18 protein-coding genes and 1 tRNA gene are annotated in these 19,992 nt (G+C 49.3%); 14 read left to right on the top strand and 5 right to left on the bottom strand.

The genetic code is table 11. From position 1 onward, the window contains the following. Positions 1 to 80: 80 nt before the first annotated feature. The 11 genes from CWE09_RS05945 (at position 81) to CWE09_RS05900 (ending at position 13,338) form a co-directional block, all read left to right on the top strand. The gene (locus tag CWE09_RS05945) at positions 81 to 1,028 is read left to right on the top strand and encodes a UDP-glucose 4-epimerase family protein (protein WP_126803070.1); all 948 of its coding nucleotides are present in this window, start codon (positions 81 to 83) and stop codon (positions 1,026 to 1,028) included. A gap of 9 nt (positions 1,029 to 1,037) precedes the next feature. Continuing rightward, positions 1,038 to 1,586, top strand: coding sequence for a sugar transferase (locus CWE09_RS05940; protein ID WP_126803069.1), 549 nt, complete (start codon positions 1,038 to 1,040; stop codon positions 1,584 to 1,586). 6 nt (positions 1,587 to 1,592) lie between these two features. Beyond that, positions 1,593 to 3,539 carry a nucleoside-diphosphate sugar epimerase/dehydratase gene (locus CWE09_RS05935; protein ID WP_126803068.1) on the top strand — a complete coding sequence of 649 codons (1,947 nt, stop codon included), beginning with the start codon at positions 1,593 to 1,595 and terminating at the stop codon, positions 3,537 to 3,539. Between the two features lie 146 nt (positions 3,540 to 3,685). Continuing rightward, positions 3,686 to 6,436 (top strand): SLBB domain-containing protein, encoded by a 2,751-nt coding sequence (locus CWE09_RS05930; protein WP_241974305.1) that lies wholly within the window; start codon positions 3,686 to 3,688, stop codon positions 6,434 to 6,436. Between the two features lie 9 nt (positions 6,437 to 6,445). Continuing rightward, positions 6,446 to 7,837: a capsule assembly Wzi family protein gene (locus CWE09_RS05925; RefSeq protein ID WP_126803067.1), complete on the top strand. Its 1,392-nt coding sequence runs from the start codon at positions 6,446 to 6,448 to the stop codon at positions 7,835 to 7,837. A 160-nt stretch (positions 7,838 to 7,997) separates the two neighbouring features. Then, the gene (locus CWE09_RS05920; protein ID WP_126803066.1) at positions 7,998 to 8,297 is read left to right on the top strand and encodes a hypothetical protein; all 300 of its coding nucleotides are present in this window, start codon (positions 7,998 to 8,000) and stop codon (positions 8,295 to 8,297) included. Between the two features lie 102 nt (positions 8,298 to 8,399). Next, a complete protein-coding gene (locus CWE09_RS05915) occupies positions 8,400 to 9,068 on the top strand; it encodes a YjbF family lipoprotein (protein WP_126803065.1) in 669 nt (222 codons plus the stop codon). Continuing rightward, positions 9,068 to 11,905: a YjbH domain-containing protein gene (locus CWE09_RS05910; RefSeq protein ID WP_198679644.1), complete on the top strand. Its 2,838-nt coding sequence runs from the start codon at positions 9,068 to 9,070 to the stop codon at positions 11,903 to 11,905. Before CWE09_RS05915 ends, CWE09_RS05910 begins: the two co-directional genes overlap by 1 nt. A 272-nt stretch (positions 11,906 to 12,177) precedes the next feature. Next, positions 12,178 to 12,519, top strand: a complete 342-nt coding sequence (locus CWE09_RS05905) for a helix-turn-helix domain-containing protein (RefSeq protein WP_126803063.1) — start codon at positions 12,178 to 12,180, stop codon at positions 12,517 to 12,519. Beyond that, the gene (locus CWE09_RS14205) at positions 12,509 to 12,790 is read left to right on the top strand and encodes a hypothetical protein (RefSeq protein WP_198679636.1); all 282 of its coding nucleotides are present in this window, start codon (positions 12,509 to 12,511) and stop codon (positions 12,788 to 12,790) included. Before CWE09_RS05905 ends, CWE09_RS14205 begins: the two co-directional genes overlap by 11 nt. Beyond that, on the top strand, positions 12,769 to 13,338 hold the full coding sequence (locus CWE09_RS05900) for a type II toxin-antitoxin system HipA family toxin (protein ID WP_198679634.1): 570 nt from the start codon (positions 12,769 to 12,771) through the stop codon (positions 13,336 to 13,338). Before CWE09_RS14205 ends, CWE09_RS05900 begins: the two co-directional genes overlap by 22 nt. A 50-nt stretch (positions 13,339 to 13,388) precedes the next feature. Here the strand turns inward: CWE09_RS05900 and CWE09_RS05895 are convergent, their stop codons facing one another. After that, positions 13,389 to 13,790 carry a hypothetical protein gene (locus CWE09_RS05895; protein WP_126803062.1) on the bottom strand — a complete coding sequence of 134 codons (402 nt, stop codon included), beginning with the start codon at positions 13,788 to 13,790 and terminating at the stop codon, positions 13,389 to 13,391. A 102-nt stretch (positions 13,791 to 13,892) separates the two neighbouring features. Next, positions 13,893 to 14,408 (bottom strand): hypothetical protein, encoded by a 516-nt coding sequence (locus CWE09_RS05890; protein ID WP_126803061.1) that lies wholly within the window; start codon positions 14,406 to 14,408, stop codon positions 13,893 to 13,895. A 222-nt stretch (positions 14,409 to 14,630) separates the two neighbouring features. Between CWE09_RS05890 and CWE09_RS05885 the strand changes: the two genes are divergently transcribed. Both CWE09_RS05885 and CWE09_RS05880 read left to right on the top strand, forming a co-directional pair. Beyond that, positions 14,631 to 16,922 carry a S8 family serine peptidase gene (locus CWE09_RS05885; protein WP_126803060.1) on the top strand — a complete coding sequence of 764 codons (2,292 nt, stop codon included), beginning with the start codon at positions 14,631 to 14,633 and terminating at the stop codon, positions 16,920 to 16,922. A 12-nt stretch (positions 16,923 to 16,934) separates the two neighbouring features. Then, positions 16,935 to 17,447 (top strand): hypothetical protein, encoded by a 513-nt coding sequence (locus tag CWE09_RS05880; RefSeq protein WP_126803059.1) that lies wholly within the window; start codon positions 16,935 to 16,937, stop codon positions 17,445 to 17,447. Between the two features lie 386 nt (positions 17,448 to 17,833). Here CWE09_RS05880 and CWE09_RS05875 read toward each other — a convergent pair whose 3' ends face one another. Further along, entirely contained in the window at positions 17,834 to 18,598 is a 765-nt protein-coding gene (locus CWE09_RS05875) for a 3',5'-cyclic-nucleotide phosphodiesterase (RefSeq protein ID WP_126803058.1), read from the bottom strand. Positions 18,599 to 18,750: 152 nt separating this feature from the next. Between CWE09_RS05875 and CWE09_RS05870 the strand changes: the two genes are divergently transcribed. Continuing rightward, positions 18,751 to 18,827, top strand: a tRNA-Trp gene (locus CWE09_RS05870). 3 nt (positions 18,828 to 18,830) lie between these two features. Here the strand turns inward: CWE09_RS05870 and CWE09_RS05865 are convergent. Together CWE09_RS05865 and CWE09_RS05860 are read right to left on the bottom strand one after the other, a co-directional pair. Beyond that, entirely contained in the window at positions 18,831 to 19,367 is a 537-nt protein-coding gene (locus CWE09_RS05865; protein ID WP_126803057.1) for a hypothetical protein, read from the bottom strand. A 24-nt stretch (positions 19,368 to 19,391) separates the two neighbouring features. Then, entirely contained in the window at positions 19,392 to 19,913 is a 522-nt protein-coding gene (locus tag CWE09_RS05860; protein WP_126803056.1) for a hypothetical protein, read from the bottom strand. Positions 19,914 to 19,992: the final 79 nt, after the last annotated feature.

Below are 19,992 nucleotides of genomic sequence, written 5' to 3'. Positions count from 1 at the left end.
TTATTTGATTTTTTATTTGGGTTTAAAGCGTACATTATCAGTGGTTTTATTTCGCCCCTGACATTTTATCTGGAGGTTGTGTGACTAAAGTCTTGGTTACTGGCGCCACTGGTTTCATAGGCGCACCTTTGAGCCAAGCGTTGTCAGAGCGTAACTTTATTGTTATGCGCACCGCACGTCATGCTCGTGACGAAGTGAAAAGCATGCCATTGGATACAGAGAACTGGAAACCAGCTCTTGAAGGTGTTGATGTTGTTGTGCATTGCGCTGCACTTGCTCACGTTCCGGCACAAAGCGATGATGCGTTTAGAGAAAAGGTCAGAACCTTAAATGTAACTGCGGCTCAGAGGCTGGCTCGTCAGGCAAAAGAGCTTGGCGTAAAACGTTTTATATTTTTAAGTTCGGTAAAAGCCATAGGCGAGAGCACTGCAGCTAATCAGGTTTATACCTGTGAAAGCCAGTGTTTACCGGAAGACCTATATGGAGAGTCGAAACGAGAGGCTGAGGTTGCATTACAGCAGGAGCTTTCTGGCTCTGAAACTGACCTGGTTATTATTCGTCCGCCGTTGGTGTATGGCCCTGGTGTTAAAGGTAACTTTAAGTCATTAATGAATATTGCGAAACGTAACCTACCGCTACCATTTAAATCGGTTGATAATAAAAGAAGTCTGGTAGCATTGGATAACCTGGTCGATTTGATTGTCACTTGTGTTAAATATCCGGAATCTTTGAATGACACCTTTTTGGTTAGCGATGACCATGATGTGTCCACTAGAGAGTTACTTGACTCTTTAACAAAAGCCTATGGTAATGAACCTCGGTTGTGGCCCTATCCTGTGTCATTCATGCGTGTGGCTGCCCGACTACTAGGTAAGAAGGCCGTTGCAGACAGACTATTTGGAAACTTACAGCTTGATATCAGTTACACCAGGCGTACCCTCAATTGGGAGCCTGTGGTGTCTTTTGAACAGGGGATTCAGGACTGTGTTACAACAGAGTTTAATAATTCAAATCAAGACAAAGGATAGCCCTGCAAAATGCTAAGAATATTTGATTTCCTTTTTTCTCTTATAGGCTTGATACTGGGGTTTCCAGTGCTGATTATTCTTTTTATCGTTGGCCTTTTTGATACGGGATCCCCGTTGTTTTTACAAAAACGGGTAGGGCGTCTTCAAAAACCTTTTACCCTGGTTAAGTTCAGAACCATGCGCAAAGATACCGCTAGCGTGGCCAGCCATTTGGCCAGTGCGGATTCAATAACTAAATTCGGTCACTTTTTGCGCCGCACTAAGTTAGACGAACTTCCCCAGCTTTGGAATGTCCTAAAAGGCGATATGAGTCTGGTCGGTCCGCGGCCTTGCTTGTTTAACCAGGAAGAACTTATCGAAGAGCGCGAAAAGCGCGGTGTATTTAAAGTACGCCCTGGCATTACTGGCTTGGCTCAGGTCAACGATATTGATATGTCACGGCCGCGGTTGTTGGCACAAACGGATGCGAAAATGCTGAAGAACTTAACGTTAGTGAACTACTTTAAACTCATCATAATGACAGTTCTGGGCAAAGGCTCAGGCGACAGAGTTAAGTAACCTATAATGCTGCAAAAACTGCTTTCTTTCTCCCGCACCAGTAAACGTTTAATAGCACTTTGTTTTGACGTGTTGGCGTTGCTCTTTGCTTATGCCTTCGCGCTTTGCGTGCGTTACGAGTCTTTCTACTGGCCTGAAGATCCCGACGTGCTTTGGGCGATTGCTATTGCGATTCCTGTTTCCATGCTGCTCTTCGCTCGCTTTGGTTTGTATCGGGCGGTGGTGCGCTTTATGGCGCTTTCAGCACTTTTAGTGGTGAGCCTGGGCGTATTAAGCTCGAGCCTGGTGCTCGCTATTGCGGTTTACTTTTTGAATGCGGCGGTTCCTTATAGTGTCATTATCAATTATGCGTTGATGTCATTGATATTGATCGGGGGCTCGCGGTTGTTAATGCGTTCGCTGTTTGAGAGGCGCGCCAACCGGGAAAAAGAACGGGTGATTATTTATGGCGCGGGTTCTGCCGGGCGCCAGTTGGCCCAGGCTTTAATTAACGGCGCTGAATTCCATCCGGTTTGTTTTGTTGATGATGACAAGACCCTGCAAGGGTCTTCTATTCTGGGGTTGTCGGTTTACTCTCCTGTTAGCATTGAAGCCGCTATCAACCGTTGTGAAGCACGCCGTGTGCTGCTTGCTATTCCTAGTGTCTCTCGTGCCCGCCGTAAAGAAATCCTGGACTTTCTGGAACCCTTAAAAGTCACAGTACAGAGTATTCCTGGCATGGCGGATATGGTTGATGGCGACATGTCTATTGATGAGCTGCAGGATGTGCGCATTGAAGATTTACTTGGTCGTGATCCAGTGAAACCCCGTAAAGCCTTAATGAATACCAATATTTTCGGCAAACAGGTGCTGGTTACTGGTGCCGGCGGTTCTATTGGTTCTGAGCTCTGTCGCCAGATCGTGCAGTATGAGCCGGAAATTTTAATCTTACTGGAAGCTTCTGAGTTTAATCTGTATGCCATTGAGCGGGAACTTGCTGATCTTATAGCCACCGAGCAATTGCAGGTCAGCTTACAGCCGGTGTTGTGCTCAATACAGAATCGTTCACGCCTGGCCAAAGTGATGCAGCACTACGCGGTGGATACGGTCTATCATGCTGCCGCTTATAAGCATGTACCTATGGTGGAATACAATGTTGTTGAGGGTGTACGCAACAATATTTTCGGTACCTGGAATGTCGCTGAAGCGGCCACGGCAAACGGCGTTAAAGATTTTGTTCTGATTTCTACCGACAAAGCAGTGCGTCCCACGAATGTGATGGGCGCTACTAAGCGCATGTCGGAGTTGGTATTGCAGGGCATGGCGAAGCGCGAAGGCAATAACACTCGTTTTGCTATGGTGCGTTTTGGTAATGTGCTGGGTTCATCCGGGTCTGTGGTGCCTTTGTTTCGTCAGCAGATTATTGATGGTGGTCCTGTTACGGTTACTGACCCTGAGATCACCCGTTATTTTATGACCATTCCAGAAGCAGCTCAGCTGGTGATTCAAGCGGGCGCTATGGGTACGCTTGCGGCTCGTGAAACCGACGGCAAGGGTGGCGATGTTTTTGTTCTGGATATGGGCGAGCCTGTTAAAATTGATTATCTGGCCCGTAAGCTGATTCGTTTGATGGGCTTAGAAGTCAGAGATGTGAATAATCCCGATGGCGACATTGAAATTGTTTATAGCGGTTTGCGCCCTGGTGAAAAATTATATGAAGAGCTGTTGATTGGCGATGATGTGCAATTGACTGACCATCCTCGTATTATGACGGCCAGTGAAATTGCATTGCCCTGGGCTGATATTGAACTCTTATTAGAAAAACTGGACACTTATTGCAGTGACCTTACAATAGACGGCATTCATGAGCTGCTACAGCAGGCGCCGTTAGGATTTGCGCCGTCCAGCGGTATTAATGATTTAATGTATAACAACGGCGACGTGGTTATTGAATCAATACCCTGCGAGAAATGAGGTAGGGCAGGCTTCGCCTGCCGAATAAACATCGGAACGGCAGGCCGAGCCTGCCCTACGAAAGAATATTGAAATGGCAGGCGTGGCCTGCCGTACGGGATTATGATTAAAATGGTATGCATTGGCATATTCAAGGGGATACGTACGTGAAACGTGGTTTGATTTTTAGCGCCTTAGCAGGCCTGGCTTTAAGTGTTAGTTTTTCATTCGATGTGCTGTTTAATAGCGCCCAGGCTCAGCAAATGCCCAGTCAGGCGCAAATTGAACAGCTGCGTAGTTTACCCCGTGCTCAGCAGGAGCAGTTGGCCCGTCAGTTTGGCGTGGATATTGACATGCTCGATCAGATGGATCGACAGGATAGTCAGGCTGAGCAGCGCGAACAACAAGAAAGGGATTTGGTATTCCCTCGGGGGACGCGTTTTGACCATACCGGTGAACCTATTATTCCGGAAGATCTGGAACGCCAGTTTACCCGTGATGATGAAGTCATACGGCCGTTTGGTTATGACATGTTTGCCGCTCAGCCCAGTACCTTTGCCCCCACCTCTCATGCACCAGTGCCTTCTAATTATATTATGGGCGTAGGGGATAGCATCAAGGTGCAACTCTTTGGTCAGGAAGATACGGTTCATAACCTGATTATTGATCGTGAAGGCAAAGTTGTGATTCCGCGTTTAGGCGAAATGAACGTAGCTGGCTTGACTTACAGCGCTATGCAGGAGCTTATCCAACACCGGGTCAGAGAACGTCTGATAGGCTTCCAGGTAGCCGTTTCTATGGGCGAGTTGCGTTCTATTCAGATTTTCATCGTAGGTGAAGCCTACCAGCCGGGTGCTTATACAGTCAGTTCTTTGTCTACTATCAGCCAGGCTTTATATGTAGCAGGCGGTGTCTCTGACATTGCATCTTTACGCTCAGTGCGCTTAATGCGTGGCGGTAATGTGGAGTCGGAATTTGATTTATATGACCTCTTGATGCGCGGCGATGCCTCTGCGGATCGCATTTTGCAAAGCGGCGATGTGGTGTTCATTCCGCCACGCGGCGATATGATTACCGTTAAAGGCGAGGTCAACCGCCCGGCTATGTATGAGCTGAAAGGTGGTGAAACCCTTGAAGACGCACTCAAACTGGCCGGTGGTGCCAAAGCTGAAGCCTATTTGCCTTCCACACAGGTGCGACGTGTACGCGACGGACGCCGTCAGATGACAACTTTAGATTTGTCCTCGCAGGATCACCTGCAGCGCAGCGTGCAGGGGGGCGATGAAATTGTACTGAGAGAAGTATCTGAAGGCCTGGATAATAGTTTATTAGTCGTAGGTGCTGTGAGTCGCCCAGGGCAGTATGAATGGCAGGAAGGCCTGCGTATTAACGATATTCTGCGTAGCAGCCGTCATGACTTATTAGAACAGGCGGATTTAAGTTATGGTCTGGTGGTGCGCGAGCATGGCCCGCGTCGTGAACTGCGTGTTTATCAGTTTGATGTCGCTTTAGCTATTGACGGTGACCGGGGTGAAAACCTGGAGCTTAATGAACGTGATCAGCTGGTTATTTTCAGTCGTTACCAGACAAAAGCGGAAGAACAGGAAAAACTTTCCCGTTTGACGCGCTCAAAACAGGAGCGTGAGCAGGAAGAACGGCAGGAGCTTTTAGCCGATTACCGCCGTGCTTTCCTGCGTGACTTGGTGCGGGAGAAAGAAAACAGTGACCGTGAAGCGCGTGAGGAGCGTGAGCGTGCAGAACGCCTTACGCCGTTGCGTGAATTATTCGGTACACCAGACCAGGATGAAGGCCGGGTTGCCGATGAGGATCTGGCTGAATATTCACGCGAAAATCTGCTGGATCCTATCATGCAGCGGTTGCAGCGCCAGCGTACCGAAAGCGGTAATACACCTTTTGTTTATGTCGCTGGTGAAGTTAATCACCCGGGTGTGTATCCGCTGGTGCAGAATGCCAGTGCCAGTCGTTTAATTTCTGCCGCTGGTGGTTTGAAAGACTCAGCTTACCTGCAACGCGCTGAAGTGACACGCATAAACCTCAAGGGTGGGCAGGCAGAAACTGAATACATGCCTTTTGATTTACTGGATGTGATTCTTGGCAATGAAGACATCGCGTTGCAGGGGCGAGATCGCCTGAATGTGCTGAGCATTCCGGAATGGCAGAATACCTATGAAGTAACCCTGCGCGGCGAAGTTCGTTTCCCCGGCACTTATGCGATTCGCCGCGGCGAAAGCCTTTCTGCTTTAGTTGAACGGGCCGGTGGCTTTACAGACTTTGCTTTTCTGGATGGTGCGGTATTTACCCGAGACGAACTGCGTGAGCAGGAACGCCGTCGTATGACTATGTTGGCCGAAGAGCTGCAGCGTGAAATTGCCAGTAATGCTATTACCGGTACGGGTGGCAGTAACCAGTCTTACGAGCAAATGCGAACCTTGCTGGCTGATTTGATGGCCGTTGAACCTGTTGGCCGTTTAATTATCGACCTGCCCCGAATTCTGGCTGGCGAGAGCCAGGCTGGCGATATTACTCTGAAAGACGGCGATACCTTGCATGTGCCTTCGCGTCAGGACTCGATAAGCATTCTCGGCGAAGTACAAATGGCCACTTCTTACCGCTTTGACCGTGACCTGACTGTGACTGATTATATCAATATGAGTGGTGGCACTAAGCAAAAAGCGGATGAGAGACGCATTTATGTCGTCAAGGCCAATGGTGCTATCGAACCACACCGTCAACGCCGTGGCTGGTTTAGTCATGGTGCGTCAGCGGAATTACGTCCGGGCGACGCTATTGTGGTACCGCTGGACACGACATACAGTGAGAACCTTGAGCTATGGTCGCGGGTCACCAATATTATTTATAATTCAGCCGTTGCTTTTGCCGCTATTAGCAATATTTAAGGTGAGCCTGTGAAACGATTTTCTAGCATAGCGCTGGGCGCCTTGTTGGCCAGCGGAATTACTTCAGTGGCTGTGGCCGCCCCCTGGGCGGAAGCCGATGATATTTATCTTCGTATAAGCATTCAACAGCTTGCCGATGCTGGTTATTTACGCGGTACGGTAAATACTTACCCGCTTATGTGGAGCGGTATAGCCCGTGATTTACGTGAAATAAATCCGGGCTGGCTTGATGACAGTGAGCTTTTTGCTTATTACCGGGTGCGTGCGGCTCTGCAGTTTGCTCAACAGAGCCAGGTCAGTCGCGTGCGCTTGAGTGCCAATAGCGACGAAGAGCGTCTACAAAGCTTTGGTGATAGTTACCACGAAAAAGGTGCATTTACGGCGTCGCGTAGTTTTCAGTGGGAACACAGTGCAGCACGTATTCAAACCAGCTTTCGTAGTGGTAGCAGTGATGATAAAAGTTATATATTTGATGGCAGTTATCTGGCCACGACGCTAGGCAACTGGGCCTTGAGTGCCGACCAGATGCCGGTATGGTGGGGGCCGGGACAGGACAGCGCTTTGGTATTATCAACCAACGCACGGCCCGTGCAGGCGTTGCGTATCAATCGTTTACGCGATGATGCCAGTTCATTGCCTCTGTTGAGTCTTGCAGGTAACTGGCACGCTACGGCTTTTGTGGGTCGTACCCAGCGTGCTGGTGAGTTAGGCGATATTCAGATGGGCGGCGTTCGTTTGAGCATACGGCCCGCTCGTTTTATTGAATTAGGTGCCAGTTATACGGCCCAGTGGGGTGGCAGCAGTCATCCGCAGAATCTGACCCTGGACGATAATACTGGTAATCAGATGGGCGGTGTTGATGTTCGTTTTTCGTTAAGTTCTAATCTGGGAGTGTATTCAGAGCTGGCTTCCAGTGAATCAGAACTTGATGATTTGGCGCTTCTTGTCGGAGCAGACTTCAGTTTTAGCAGCCCCCAGCGTTTACAACAGGTGTTTACTGAATACAGCGACACTCCCGCAGCCTTTTATGATGACGAACGGGATCCGGCCGGTTACCGGCGCTGGCAGCAAAGCATAGGTTCCACCCACGATCAGCATGTACAGTCTTTGGTGGTTGGTTACCGCAACCATGCTGCTACGGGCGAAGGCTGGCAAACCAGACTTCTATTTGCTGAATATGGTGATACTAATCTATATATGGCGAATGAATACAGTTTAAATCCGGGTGAAAACATCGAAAGATTGCAATTCGATATAAAGTACCAGAGGCCATTTGGAGATACTCTATTTGGACTAGGCGTAGAGTTATATTCGGATGAGCTGATAGCACCCACTTTGGGTGAGCGTAAAAAACGCGAAAATGGTTTTAATTTAATGACTTCCTGGGAGTTCAGGTTCTAAAATAGCTTGATCTTTAGTTGCCACACCCATATTATTATCAATGAGTTATTTCGAGTACTTGAAGTGAGCTATCGGCTCATTGGATGAGTTTGGTTACTCGGCTAAGAGTACAAAAGAATAACGATACATGTATCAGTAAGCTCTAGAGAGAGGTATTTTTATGACTAAATTATCAATTGCAATCGCTGCGGCGTTAGGCTTAGCGGCCAGCCCAGTATTAGCACAACAAGGCGCTGCCGGTGAGCAAGCACCAGGTACAGCTGCAGGCGGACTGAGCACTGCTGCTTACGCTGGTATCGGTGTAGCTTCCGTAGCTGCTATCGCTGTTATCGCTGACAGCTCTTCTTCTGAACCAGAAGCAGATGACGATGATGATGACGATGATGACAACGGCTACACAGTGACAGTAACTGGTACCGGTACTAACACCTACACTATTACTGTTCCTACTTCTAACTAAGTAGAACGGGCAGTAAAGTTTAGTTAAAATACCGCCTTTTGGCGGTATTTTTGTTTCTGCTTATTGTATTTTGTCTTTTTTAATTTAACTGGCTACCCATTTATGTCCTTTCTCCCCTTATCCGCTAAGTCGGTGATTGCCCTCTGTAGTATTTTTGTATTAGGTGGTTGCACTGCGGTAACCGATGAAACCTTTGAAACTATTAAATATGCGTTTAGTTCGCCTGAAGATGCCACATTAACAGAACAGCAGATTAGCGACTTTCCCTATACCGCGATGTACGCCCGTTGGGACGACAGTGCCCGTTTGCTGGTCGTGCTGGGTTATGCAGATGGTGAAGAATTGAGCTGGATCACCGCAGAGAACGAAACCCTGATTACCCGCGGGGGGCGGGTTGTGCGTACCGCAGACGTGGATACTGAATTACTGGCGGTTTCTAACCTTGCTGAAGATCCCCTGCAGTGTGTACTTGATGAAGACGGCTGCAACATGACCTGGACGCGTTATATGGACATTGAGCGTAATCAGCAACGCTATTCACGGCGCGTCCATTCTGATTTTTCAATTGTCGGCGAAGAAAGCCTGCAGTTGCCGGATGGTAAGACTTACCAGGTAACACGCGTTGAAGAACACGGGGAGTTGGGCACACGGGAATTTGTAAATGTATTCTGGCTTGAAGCCGATGGTCATGTGGTGAGAAGCCGACAACAGATTATTCCCGAGCGCGCGGCGTTGGAATTAACACAAGTGAAATGGGTAGGGCGCGATTAATGTTAAGTAGTTTATTATTTTTAGCCAGTAGCGGCGTAACCCTGACCCTGAATGATCAAGTTGAACTGAGCTGGCAAGAGCCGGTGCGCCTAAGCCAGGCGTTAACCGAGTCTGTTCAGCATGTAGAGGGCCATGACGTATACTGGCCTGGGGTGCGCCTGGTAAATAGCACTGACAACAGTGCTGAAGCGTTAAAAACGCAGGCACTTGAAGATCTGGACTTGTTACATAGCTACTGGCAGCAGCGAGGCAAAGAAAATAAAGCACGCGTTGTGCTTGCTTTACGTGCCCAGATTCAATCGCTTGAAGTAGCAACTCAACCTTATTCCGATATTGATATTGCCAGCAGTCGCCAGTTTATTGGCAGCAACCCTTTGTTGAAAGACGCTGATTACCGCTTAGTGTTACCACCCCGTACTGAGCAGTTATTGGTATTGGGCGCTGTCGCTGAAGCGGGTGCTTATCAGTTGCAAGGTGGTGCAACAGCGAGCCAGTACCTGGCTAAACTGTTAGCGACTGATGGTTTGTTGAAAGGTTATGACAGAAACTCAGCCACCCTGGTGCGTGGTCAACAAGTGCACCAGATTGACTGGGCTTATTATAATCGCGAAGGTTTTGAAGCCATGCCGGGAGACATTCTCTGGTTGCCTTTGCGTGGCTTGCCTCGTCGCTTTTCTGGCCTGAATCAGGACATTGCTGAGCTCTTAACTCAGTTTGTCGGTTTTACAGAAGAAACTCCGGTTCACTCACCGCAGTTGGTAACTGAACAACAGGTGGCAGATGCGAACCACTGGTCACGCCGTGACTATAAGCCGACGCGTTCTCAGTCGGGTGGCGTAGGTTTAATGCAAAACCCGACAGCGCGCATGATGGATGAAGGTGAAATCAGCCTGACCTATGCGGATATGGATGAATACCGGCGTTATGCAGTAAGTTTGCAGGTATTGCCCTGGTTGGAAGCCAATGCATTTTATGTGCAGTTTCCGAATCGCTTGTATAGCCAGGTTCCCGGCTTTAGTGGCGATACTATTCTTACGGATAAAGGCTTTGATGTGAAGTTTCGTTTGTGGCAGGAAAGTTACTGGCTGCCGGAGTTTTCTGTTGGCCTGCGTGACTTTGCCGGTACCGGTATTTTTGATAGTGAATATCTGGTGGCGAATAAGCGCTTTGGCGCCTTTGATTTTAGTTTAGGTGTTGGTTTTGGTCGTCTGGGAACCCGTGACAGTATCTCAAACCCCTTTTGTGAGCTCAGTGATGACTATTGTAGCCGGCCAAGAGGGATGAGTGGTCGCGGTGGTCAGTTTGAATATGACCAGTGGTTCAAGGGCCAGGCTTCCTTGTTTGGTGGCGTTGAATGGCAGACACCCTGGCAGCCATTGCGTGTGAAACTTGAATATGAAGGCAACGATTACTCAGCTGATCGCGCGGGCGTGCCTATTGAACCCCGTACTCCCTGGAATGTCGGGGTTAATTATCGCGTAACGGATTGGTTTGACCTGCAGGCCAGTTACGAACGTGGCGACACTCTGATGTTTAACTTCACTCTGAGTACTAACTTCAATGGCATTGAGCCGATTCGTGTTGAACCACGTAAAGTTCAGCCAGCTGCACCTTATGCGGAAAGTCTGGATGATGTGAACTGGTCGCAAATGAGCCGTGATTTACGTAGCAATTACGCATTGGCGAATGCTCGTTTTGCGATGGACGGTGAAGATACCGTGCGGGTTTTCTCCAGCCCCAGACGTTACCGCGATTATGATGAAAACGTAGAGCGTGCGGCACGTATTCTGGCAGATCAATTACCGGAGACGGTAACCACTTATGACATTGTTGATACCGAGTTTTTTGCGCCTAGTATTAGTACCCGTGTCGACGCGGAGGCTTTTAAAGCGCGCATAAACTTTGAGGATGAACAGGGCCCTGAACAGACCGCCGAGTTGTTTGAACGCAGCAAGGCGGATGCTTATCCGGAGAATGAAGAAGACTGGTTATTTAACCCGGATTATCGCTTCAGAACCCGCTTTGGTGCTAAACCTTTCTTTAATCAGGATTTTGGTAGCCCGGAGGACTTCCATATTTACCAGCTAGGTATCACTGGCTTTGCACGCCGTTGGTTCACGCCTAATTTAGAGGTTTTTGGTGAGCTTGGTTTCAACATAGCTAATAACTATCACAAGTTTAACTATGTTAGCGATACTCAGGATGATTTGCCGCCGGTACGTACTAACGTGCGTAATTATGTGGAGAATGACGTCTGGCTGGACAGCCTGCAGGCGACTTATTTTTCTCAGATCACTAATGACCTGTACGGTATGGCCTACGGTGGTTATATAGAGCGCATGTTTGGTGGTGCTGGTTATGAGATGGTGTATCGTCCATTGGATAAGTCATGGGCAATAGGTTTTGATATTAATCGGGTACGCCAGCGTAACTTCACCGGTGGTACAGGTTTCCATGATTATGAAACCACGACCGGGTTTGTGAGCCTGTATTATCAAATGCCCTGGTTGGAAGATACCATGCTGCAGCTAGACTTCGGTCGCTTCCTGGCCGGTGATGATGGCGTCAATATGACCTTTCAGAAACGCTTTGACAGTGGGGTAACCGCAGGGGCATTCGCTGCGTTAACCAATGTATCTTCAGAGGAATACGGCGAAGGTAGCTTTACTAAGGGCTTCTTTATCAGCATTCCGTTTGATCTGATGAGCGTACGGCCAACACGCCAGCGTGTAGGTATGACCTGGATACCCCTAGCCCGCAACGGCGGCCGCCAGCTACACCGCCGCGTACGCCTGTACGACGCCCTGGACGACCGCTCCCCCTTCTACAACCGCTAAACGGTTAACAACGGGGTCAGGGCTAAAATTAACCACTTTTAAAGTGGTTAATTTTAGCCCTGACCCCGTTGTTTTCAAAAGTGGCGAATTTTGGCCCTGACTCCGTTGTTTTCAACGCCTTACGAGCGGGACCAGAGTGGTGAATTTCAGCTCTGACCCCGGGGGGCAACCCGGATTTGATTAAAGTTTAGGCATTCACTACACTTCAATAAAATAGCTCTTGTGAGAGCTTTATTGAGTGATGAAGTTCTTGTGGGAGCTTTTTGACTATTATGAAAGATAAAAGACAACGTACCTACTCGTTAATTAACAAAAAGGCTTTGCGATTACTTGCTGACTTGATACGGATATCCCGTTTGCAGCAAGGGTTTACTCTTGCAGAAGTAGCTGAGCGGGCCGGGATTTCTGTCAGCAGCCTGAAGCGTATTGAAGGCGCTGATGCAAAATGTGAAATAGGCATGGTCTTCGAGGTTGCTACTATTTTACGTGTACCGCTGTTTGTACCTGAAGGTGGTTCACTGACCCGACATATTCAGCAGGCTGAAGAAAAGTTGGCGCTACTTCCTAAAACGGCGCCTAAACGCAAAGTAGATGGAGTTAAGGATGACTTCTAGAAGTTCAGCGAATAAAACAGTAAAGGAAGCTTATGTGTGGGTTTGGTTGCCTGGGCAGGTTCAACCCGTTGTTGCTGGTCGACTGGCCGAAGAAGGCGATACATTGGTGTTCAATTACGGACAAAGTTATTTAGCCAATCCGGCACGCATTCCGTTGTATTTACCGGAGTTACCGTTGCAGAGCGGTGTGTTGCCGTTATTACCGGGTTTGGCGATGCCGAGTTGCATCAGGGATGCTGCGCCCGACGCATGGGAAAGGACGTTCTACTGATAGAGCGTTTTGACCGGGAACTTACTGCAGAGGGCTGGCGACGGCGGTCACTGGTGTCGGCGCTAACGTTGTTTGGCTTGGATGATATGATGGCAAGGTATGCCAGTTATGAACAACTTACGGAAATTATTCGGCATCGTTTCGAACAACCAAAAGCAACATTGCGGGAGCTGTTTGCTCGCCTGGTTTTCAATATTCTTTGTGGTAATACCGATGATCACGCTCGTAATCACGCGGCGTTCTGGGATGGGAATCGGTTATCGCTAACACCGGCCTACGATATTTGCCCACAGAGTCGTACTGGTAATGAGGCGTCGCAGGCAATGAAGATTATTGGCGATAATAATCTTAGTCAGGTGAAAACTTGCCTGGCGGCCGCTCACCTTTTTCAGCTTACTTATACTGAAGCAAAAGCCATGATAGACGAACAAAAGGAAGTCATCACTCTTAAATGGAATAGTATTTGTGAGGAAGCTCAGTTAACCAGTGTAGACCGTAAACTGTTCTGGGGGCGGCAATTCATGAATCCGTTTTCTTTGCAGGAGTAACCGAAAACCTGGGGCCAGAGTGGTGATTTTTAGCCCTGCCCCCGTTAGTCTTAATAAATCTCGAATCCCGGACGTTCGCTTTTCACGGCGCACTGGCCTTCTTGTAGTATAAGCTCAGGTTCTGGAACGATGGCGCAGTCGCTCACTATACCGCGGTCTTCTTTGATTTGGCGGTCCAGGCTATTGTAGCGGCGGGTTTTCAGTAACAGTTCATTATGCTCATCTTCGGTCATGCCCTGGGTTGAATAGGGCAGATATTGTTGGGGCCCGCCACAGGGTTTATGGCCAAAAGCGAGCAAAGCGCAGTGTTCAACACTGTTAGCCTCAAGCGGCAGCTGGTCTCTGATTTCGCGGGCTAAATCCTCTCGTTGCTGGTCCAGGTCCTGCTCTCCGCTTTCAGTGCGGGCAGCTTGGGTTTGCTCAGTAGGTTCCTGCCAATCTGGTTCTGACATATAAGCCTCCTCGTCGGTAGCAGCAGTGCAAGCACTCAGGCTTGCTATACATAGTAGTGGTAACAAAATTTTCATAATATCTCCTGTTTGCGTGTCTACAGGCTAGTATGGCACATGTGCAGATCCTGGCTGGGCTACACAGCGATTGTTAACTAGCTGAATAGTTGGTTCTGGGATCACCTGACAAGTACCTACGATCTGACGTGCGCTTTTAATAATGCGGTCTAACTCATTAAAGCGGTTGATATCGGTCTGCAATTCGGCTAATTCATCGTCAGTCATATTTTGCCTGGAATAAAGCAAATAGCTTTCTGCGCCACCACAAGGGCGATGACCAAAGGGGATCAGCTGGCATTGCTGAATATCGTCGGCTTGGCGCTGCGTGGCTGCCTGCATTATTTTGTTACGTAATTCACGATGCTCGCTTTCGTGCGGTGCACTGAGCTGATCTCGACGACCTGGGGAGTCTGTGTTGGGTGAGCGGTCATTGTTTTCATCAGCTACCTGTTGGAGATTGCCATTGGCGGGCTCATTCTCCGTTGCTTTGGTACAGGCGGTGAGCAGCCCCAGGCAAATAACTGCAGCGACTGATACCTTTATTCCATTTACAAACGTCATCAAACGATTCCTTTTGGTTAGCTGTTCAAAAAAATGGTTTCGAAACAAATGTTAACATTTATTTCGTAAAATAGATTAGCATAAAGATTGTATAAATATTGTTATATGGCAAAGTAAGAAATGGCTTTCCAATGAAGGTTGGTAGCAACTCTAAATCGAGTATGCGCTCGATAAAATCAGGTGGCCGTACGAGACGGCATATTCTAATAAAAAGGAAGTAAAATGAAGAGTTCATTTCAGCTTTCCGCACTAGCGGTTCTGGTCGCAGGGAGCTTGGTAGCTTGCGGCGGTAGCAGCAACACAGCACCAGTGGCGGAAGATGTATCATTAGGGGAACAGCGCCAATGGGTTGGTGTACAAGGGACATTACCGGCGTCTGATCCAGACGGAGACGATATTACGATTAGTTTCTATGAAGGTGGTAGCCCTGTATCGCAAAATAGCGATGGCTATTATGAATTTAGCCATGGCCTTCTTGACTTAGATTCTTCGACTTTTGCCTTCACCTATATTCCTCTGACTAGTGGTAGCAATGTGTCTTTTGAGTATGAAGCGAGCGATGGCTCACTCGAAGATACGGGCACTGTCACTATTGGGCATGTGTCTGGCGACCCGCTGGCGCACGAACAATGGCATCTGTACAACACCGGACAGACCGGTTTTGCGATGTCGGATGAAACCTATGAAGCCTGGCGCGAGTTCTATATTGCGCTCGGTAACCCGGAAGATATAGTGAACGAGGTCATTGTTCCGAATCCTGACTTGCTTGTTCCTGGTGAAGACTTAAACGTTATTGGTGCATATAAGCACGGCGTCACCGGCGAAGGTTCTATCGTTGTTGTTGTTGACGAAGGCATGGCCATGAATCATGAAGATTTATACGCCAATATACTGCCAGGGCGTTCTGTTAACTTTCTTGAAGTGTCTGATCGTACCGACGCTACTAAGACAGGCAATGGCGGCGACCATGGTACATCGGTAGCGGGTCTGATTGCGGCTGAGGGCTGGAATGAGCGCGGTGGACGTGGTGTTGCACCTGATGCAAGCTTAATTGCAATGAACTACCTGGTGCCAGACCTTTCATTGACGGCTACTGGTTGGGATCGTGTCGATGCAGCGATTCATGGTATGGCAGGCTCTGGTATTTCGACCACAGACAATGTCGTTGCATTTAACCGCAGCTACGGCTTACCGGGTCCTTATTTTTACGGTGTTGATGAAATCGACGAAGCGATGGTGTCTTACCCGGCGAAACACCTGAGAAATGGCCTGGGTGCGCTGAATATTAAGTCATCTGGTAATTCATTTATCAACGGTGGTACCACTGAAGCAGATGCATTGTGTGATCTTCAACAGGCAGGCCTGGTAGGGAACTTTTCCCGTGTATTAAGCTGTGCTGATGGCAACTGGGACACTTTTAACTCCAGTTTTTATTCCATCTCAGTAGGTGCCGTGAATCCAGATGGGGGTCATGTAAGTTATTCAACATCGGGTTCAAATCTGCTGGTGGCAGCGCCGGCTGGTGAGTTTGGCAGTGAAGAACCGGCCATGGTGACTACAGATCAAACAACCTGTACCAGAGGTTACTCCAGCTGGTTTGAGCAGGACAACAATGGCGTTGCTGTTCTGGCGGCGTCAGAGGGTGTTGCAAACTTTTATGCCCGGGCATACCCATTTAACAGCCCTGAAGGCAGTTTTAATGATGAGTTTAACAGCTCGTGCAACTATACCAACACGTTTAACGGAACCTCGTCAGCTGCGCCAAACACCAGTGGTGTGGTTGCGCTGATTGCTGCTGCTGACCCTGATTTAAACTGGCGTGAAATTCGCTATATCCTGGCCGCAACAGCGACTCAGGTTGATTCTGAAGAAATGCCAATTAACATCGCTATCGGGGAAAGTGAATTTGTTGCGCACCCAGGTTGGGTAGAGAATGCCGCGGGTTATAGTTTCAACAATAATTACGGCTTTGGCCGCCCGGATGCTGGCGCTGCAGTTGAACTTGCTCGTTCTGGTTCGGTCTCATTGCCAGAGTTAATTGAAACGGACTGGCTGGAGTTTGACGTTAGCGACGATGGCGTTGCCATTCCTGATAACAATGCTGAAGGGGTTGAGCTCTCTTTCGAGGTGGAGGACGAAGTGACTATTGAGGGCGTTCAATTTGGCTTCGATATAGTTAATCCTGATCTTCTCGAAGTCCTGATGGGCGAACGTTCTGGTAGCACGGCTGCGTCTGATATTGCTATTGAAGTAACCTCACCGGCCGGTACTACATCAGTTATTGCAACATCGCGCACAGGTTTAGGGGCATTTATGGGACAGGCAGCTCCGTTCGCAGGCTATGCGTATGCAACTGAAGGTCCGATTCTGACTAACGCCTTTTTAGGTGAATCAGCGCAGGGAACATGGACCGTTCGAATTGTAGATACCAACGGTAGTGACCGCGATATATATCTTAACAACAGTGTGGACAGCTCGCTGTTTGCGGCGCAAATGCGCGTATTTGGACACTAAAAGGAGTTCATCATGAAAAAAATAATGATTATGACGGCATTAGCCGCTTTAGCGATGAGTAGCTCTGCACTGGCTGGAGAGCGGGTTATAAACGATTCACGCTTACAGCAGGCAGAAGCGTCAACTCAGAACTTGCAAGCTCGTGAGGCAGTAGCTGGTGAGCGCGCACTTGAAGTACGTCAGGCATTAAATGCACGTATGGAGCAGGGAGATTTTGACCGCTCAGCGCTACCGAAAGTATCGCATCGTGATCTTAGAGTGGAAACTCTGGCTGCTCGTGGAGACCAATCTGAAGCTCCGCGTACGATTACCGTCCTGGCTAACAATGTAAGTGTTAGCGACGTTGCCCGTGAATTTGGTTTGAGTGTGGTTTATCAGGACCAGAGCACAGGAGTTGGTGTGTTGGATACTGCAGGACACGAAGATATCCTGGCTTTAGTTCAGCAACTACGTTCGAGCGACCTTGTTCGTGCAGCACGACCTTCACGTACAGAGCGTGAGTTTGAACTGCATATAGCCCGTTAAGTTCGCAATAATAGTGTTTGTCTAAAGGCCCTTCGGGGCCTTTTTTATATTGTGCATGCGTATTGTTTCCACGGCAGGCCAAGCCTGCCCTACCATGGACCTTGCCGGGGGGAGTTTGGCACGCAGATCGGCAGGCCGAGCCTGCCCTACCATGGACCCTGCCCGGGGAGTTTGGTACGCAGATCGGCAGGCGGAGCCTGCCCTACCGTGGGCCCTGCCCGGGGAGTTTGGCACGCAGATCGGCAGGCCGAGCCTGCCCTACCATGGACCCTGCCCGGGGGGAGTTTGATACGCAGATCGGCAGGCCGAGCCTGCCCTACCATGGACCTTGCCGGGGGGAGTTTGGCACGCAGATCGGTAGGGCAGGCTCCGCCTGCCGTGGTAGCTTAGCGCAGCACCTGCCAATGGTGGTAGTCGGGGTTGGCGCGGATGTCGTGTCGTATTTGTTGCTCGTAGCTGGGTTTTAAGTGAGTTATCCAGATCTTGTGGGGCTGTGCAGCCAGGCTTTCTAAGGTTAGCTCCACCATACGTGGTGTCATGTGTCGGGACATCAGCGCTATTTCTGCTTTGCTGTTGGGGAAGGAGCATTCGATCATCAGGGTGTCGATATTACCGAGGCGGTTCAGCTCGTCATTCAATACTTCACTGGCAGTGGTGTCGGCGGCGAATACAAAGTGTTCCTGTTGGTGGCGCAGACTGTAACCTACCGTAGGTACTGAGTGCTCGACAAAAAATGGCGTGAATTCAATGTCGTCGAGTGTGAAAGCGCGCCAGGGTTGCACGGTATGAAACTGCATTAACGGCTTCTCTGCTGAGGGTAACTGGGTTAAGTCCGGCCAGATCTGCGAATTGAAAATACAGTCTTTGAGCACTTCAATAGTTTCCGGCAGCGCGTGTATGGTAACAGGGTGGTCGATATGGTCAAAAAGATTGCCCAGAAACATCGGTAGCGCGCAGATATGGTCCATATGTGCGTGGGTTAACACCACATGTTCAATGTTGCGCATTTGTTCGAGCGATAAACGATTAAGACCTGAACCGGCGTCAATAATAATGCTCTCGCTGACCTGGATGCAGGTAGAACCCGAGGAAGCACCTGCTGTTGCAGCCCCCGTTAGCCCGCCGCTACAACCTAGAATCTTGATGTTCATGGTACGGAACTCCTGCTTTGCTGCATGGTTTTGCTATAACTTAGCATAACAAAAACAATATTATGCATAATAAAGCAGCAGATGTTTAGCTAGTTGATATAAAACACTTGTCAGCGCTTTGTCGCCCAGTATAATGCCTTGCACCAATCTGCAGGGGTGTAGTTCCAATTGGTAGAACAGCGGTCTCCAAAACCGACGGTTGGGGGTTCGAATCCCTCCACCCCTGCCAGCTTTAATCGATTTGATCTTCCCCGTCCATCACTGTGCGTTTTTCTGAGTGGGGGACACAACGGCCATCGCGAAAGCGAGCCTGGGGCTCTACGGCTACTTCACAGGTGCCGGCTGTTTCTTCATCTGCTTGTCTGTCCTGTTCCGCGCGGTTAAAGCGCTCCACATTGTCACGTAGTTGTCGCAGCTCGTCGTCACTTATATCGCGTGTAGAAAATACGACGTAGGATTCCGGACCTCCGCAGGGTGAATGCCCCACTGCAATGATTTCACACTGATCTTCATTGTCGGCAGCATCCTGACGCACATAGTAGGCGATTTCGTCAGGCAAGTGCCCGTAATCTTCCTGCTCGCGCCGTATCTCCTCTGCCTGATCAAAGGTACCGCCCTCGGCAATTTGCTCGGCAGTCCGGTCGGACCGATGGTGATCATTGGGCTCGGGGTCTTTAACCGGAGCTGTTGCGGTATCCTCATCTACGGGGCTGCATCCTGCGAGGGTGAGTGCCGCGACTATGGATACCAGACTGAGTGAAGTCTTCATATGTTCTCCCTCGCGTTGAATTAGTTAACCATGATAAGCAACACAGTGACCGTCTTCTAAGCGCACTTCGGGTCGCTCGGTGCGCTGCGCCTCGTTAGTTGCCTGCTGGTCGCTCCACATATTACGTTCTGCCTGATTGTAGCGATCCAGGTTTGCTTGTAACTGGTAGCGCTCCTCGTTGTCCATGTCCCGGGTGGAGTAAACGATATACCGTTCCGGGCCGCCTGCTGGATTAAAACCCAGTGCCATTACTTCACACTGGGCCGGATTGTCTGCCTGGGTGCGGTGTTCATATCGCGTAATATCTTCGTAAAGCTGTTGGTGTTCTCTCTCACCAGGCATGCCTTCTTCCGCGCGTGGGTAGGTTCCCTCCTGAGAGCGTCGCTCTGCGTCGGTGAGATCGGTAGGTTCAGAGTCACCGCGAAAAGCTTCACGTGGCTGCTGCTCGGGTGTAGGATCGGCAGGGTCCTCTTGGTCTGGCGGACCACATGCTGTTACAGTAAAAGCGGCGGCCAGTAGCGCGCCTGCATAGAATGAGGTTTTCATATTCCCTCCTGATAATCAGCAAAGTTGTCTAATAGCCTTTTTCATAAAGATAGTGACTCCTAACCACAACGCCAAACAC

It is taken from the genome of Aliidiomarina minuta (assembly GCF_003987145.1).
GTDB classification, from domain to species: domain Bacteria; phylum Pseudomonadota; class Gammaproteobacteria; order Enterobacterales; family Alteromonadaceae; genus Aliidiomarina; species Aliidiomarina minuta.
This window is presented reverse-complemented; position numbering and strand designations above follow the sequence as displayed.

Bases quoted from the DNA above. Each gene is read 5' to 3' on its own strand.
- CWE09_RS05880 (WP_126803059.1), top strand. From the start codon at position 16,935: ATGAAAAAAATAATGATTATGACGGCATTAGCCGCTTTAGCGATGAGT.
- CWE09_RS05915 (WP_126803065.1), top strand. From the start codon at position 8,400: ATGTCCTTTCTCCCCTTATCCGCTAAGTCGGTGATTGCCCTCTGTAGT.
- CWE09_RS05885 (WP_126803060.1), top strand. From the start codon at position 14,631: ATGAAGAGTTCATTTCAGCTTTCCGCACTAGCGGTTCTGGTCGCAGGG.
- CWE09_RS05920 (WP_126803066.1), top strand. From the start codon at position 7,998: ATGACTAAATTATCAATTGCAATCGCTGCGGCGTTAGGCTTAGCGGCC.
- CWE09_RS05900 (WP_198679634.1), top strand. From the start codon at position 12,769: ATGGGAAAGGACGTTCTACTGATAGAGCGTTTTGACCGGGAACTTACT.
- CWE09_RS14205 (WP_198679636.1), top strand. From the start codon at position 12,509: ATGACTTCTAGAAGTTCAGCGAATAAAACAGTAAAGGAAGCTTATGTG.
- CWE09_RS05895 (WP_126803062.1), bottom strand. From the start codon at position 13,790: ATGTCAGAACCAGATTGGCAGGAACCTACTGAGCAAACCCAAGCTGCC.
- CWE09_RS05910 (WP_198679644.1), top strand. From the start codon at position 9,068: ATGTTAAGTAGTTTATTATTTTTAGCCAGTAGCGGCGTAACCCTGACC.
- CWE09_RS05865 (WP_126803057.1), bottom strand. From the start codon at position 19,367: ATGAAGACTTCACTCAGTCTGGTATCCATAGTCGCGGCACTCACCCTC.
- CWE09_RS05935 (WP_126803068.1), top strand. From the start codon at position 1,593: ATGCTGCAAAAACTGCTTTCTTTCTCCCGCACCAGTAAACGTTTAATA.
- CWE09_RS05860 (WP_126803056.1), bottom strand. From the start codon at position 19,913: ATGAAAACCTCATTCTATGCAGGCGCGCTACTGGCCGCCGCTTTTACT.
- CWE09_RS05890 (WP_126803061.1), bottom strand. From the start codon at position 14,408: ATGACGTTTGTAAATGGAATAAAGGTATCAGTCGCTGCAGTTATTTGC.
- CWE09_RS05875 (WP_126803058.1), bottom strand. From the start codon at position 18,598: ATGAACATCAAGATTCTAGGTTGTAGCGGCGGGCTAACGGGGGCTGCA.
- CWE09_RS05940 (WP_126803069.1), top strand. From the start codon at position 1,038: ATGCTAAGAATATTTGATTTCCTTTTTTCTCTTATAGGCTTGATACTG.
- CWE09_RS05905 (WP_126803063.1), top strand. From the start codon at position 12,178: ATGAAAGATAAAAGACAACGTACCTACTCGTTAATTAACAAAAAGGCT.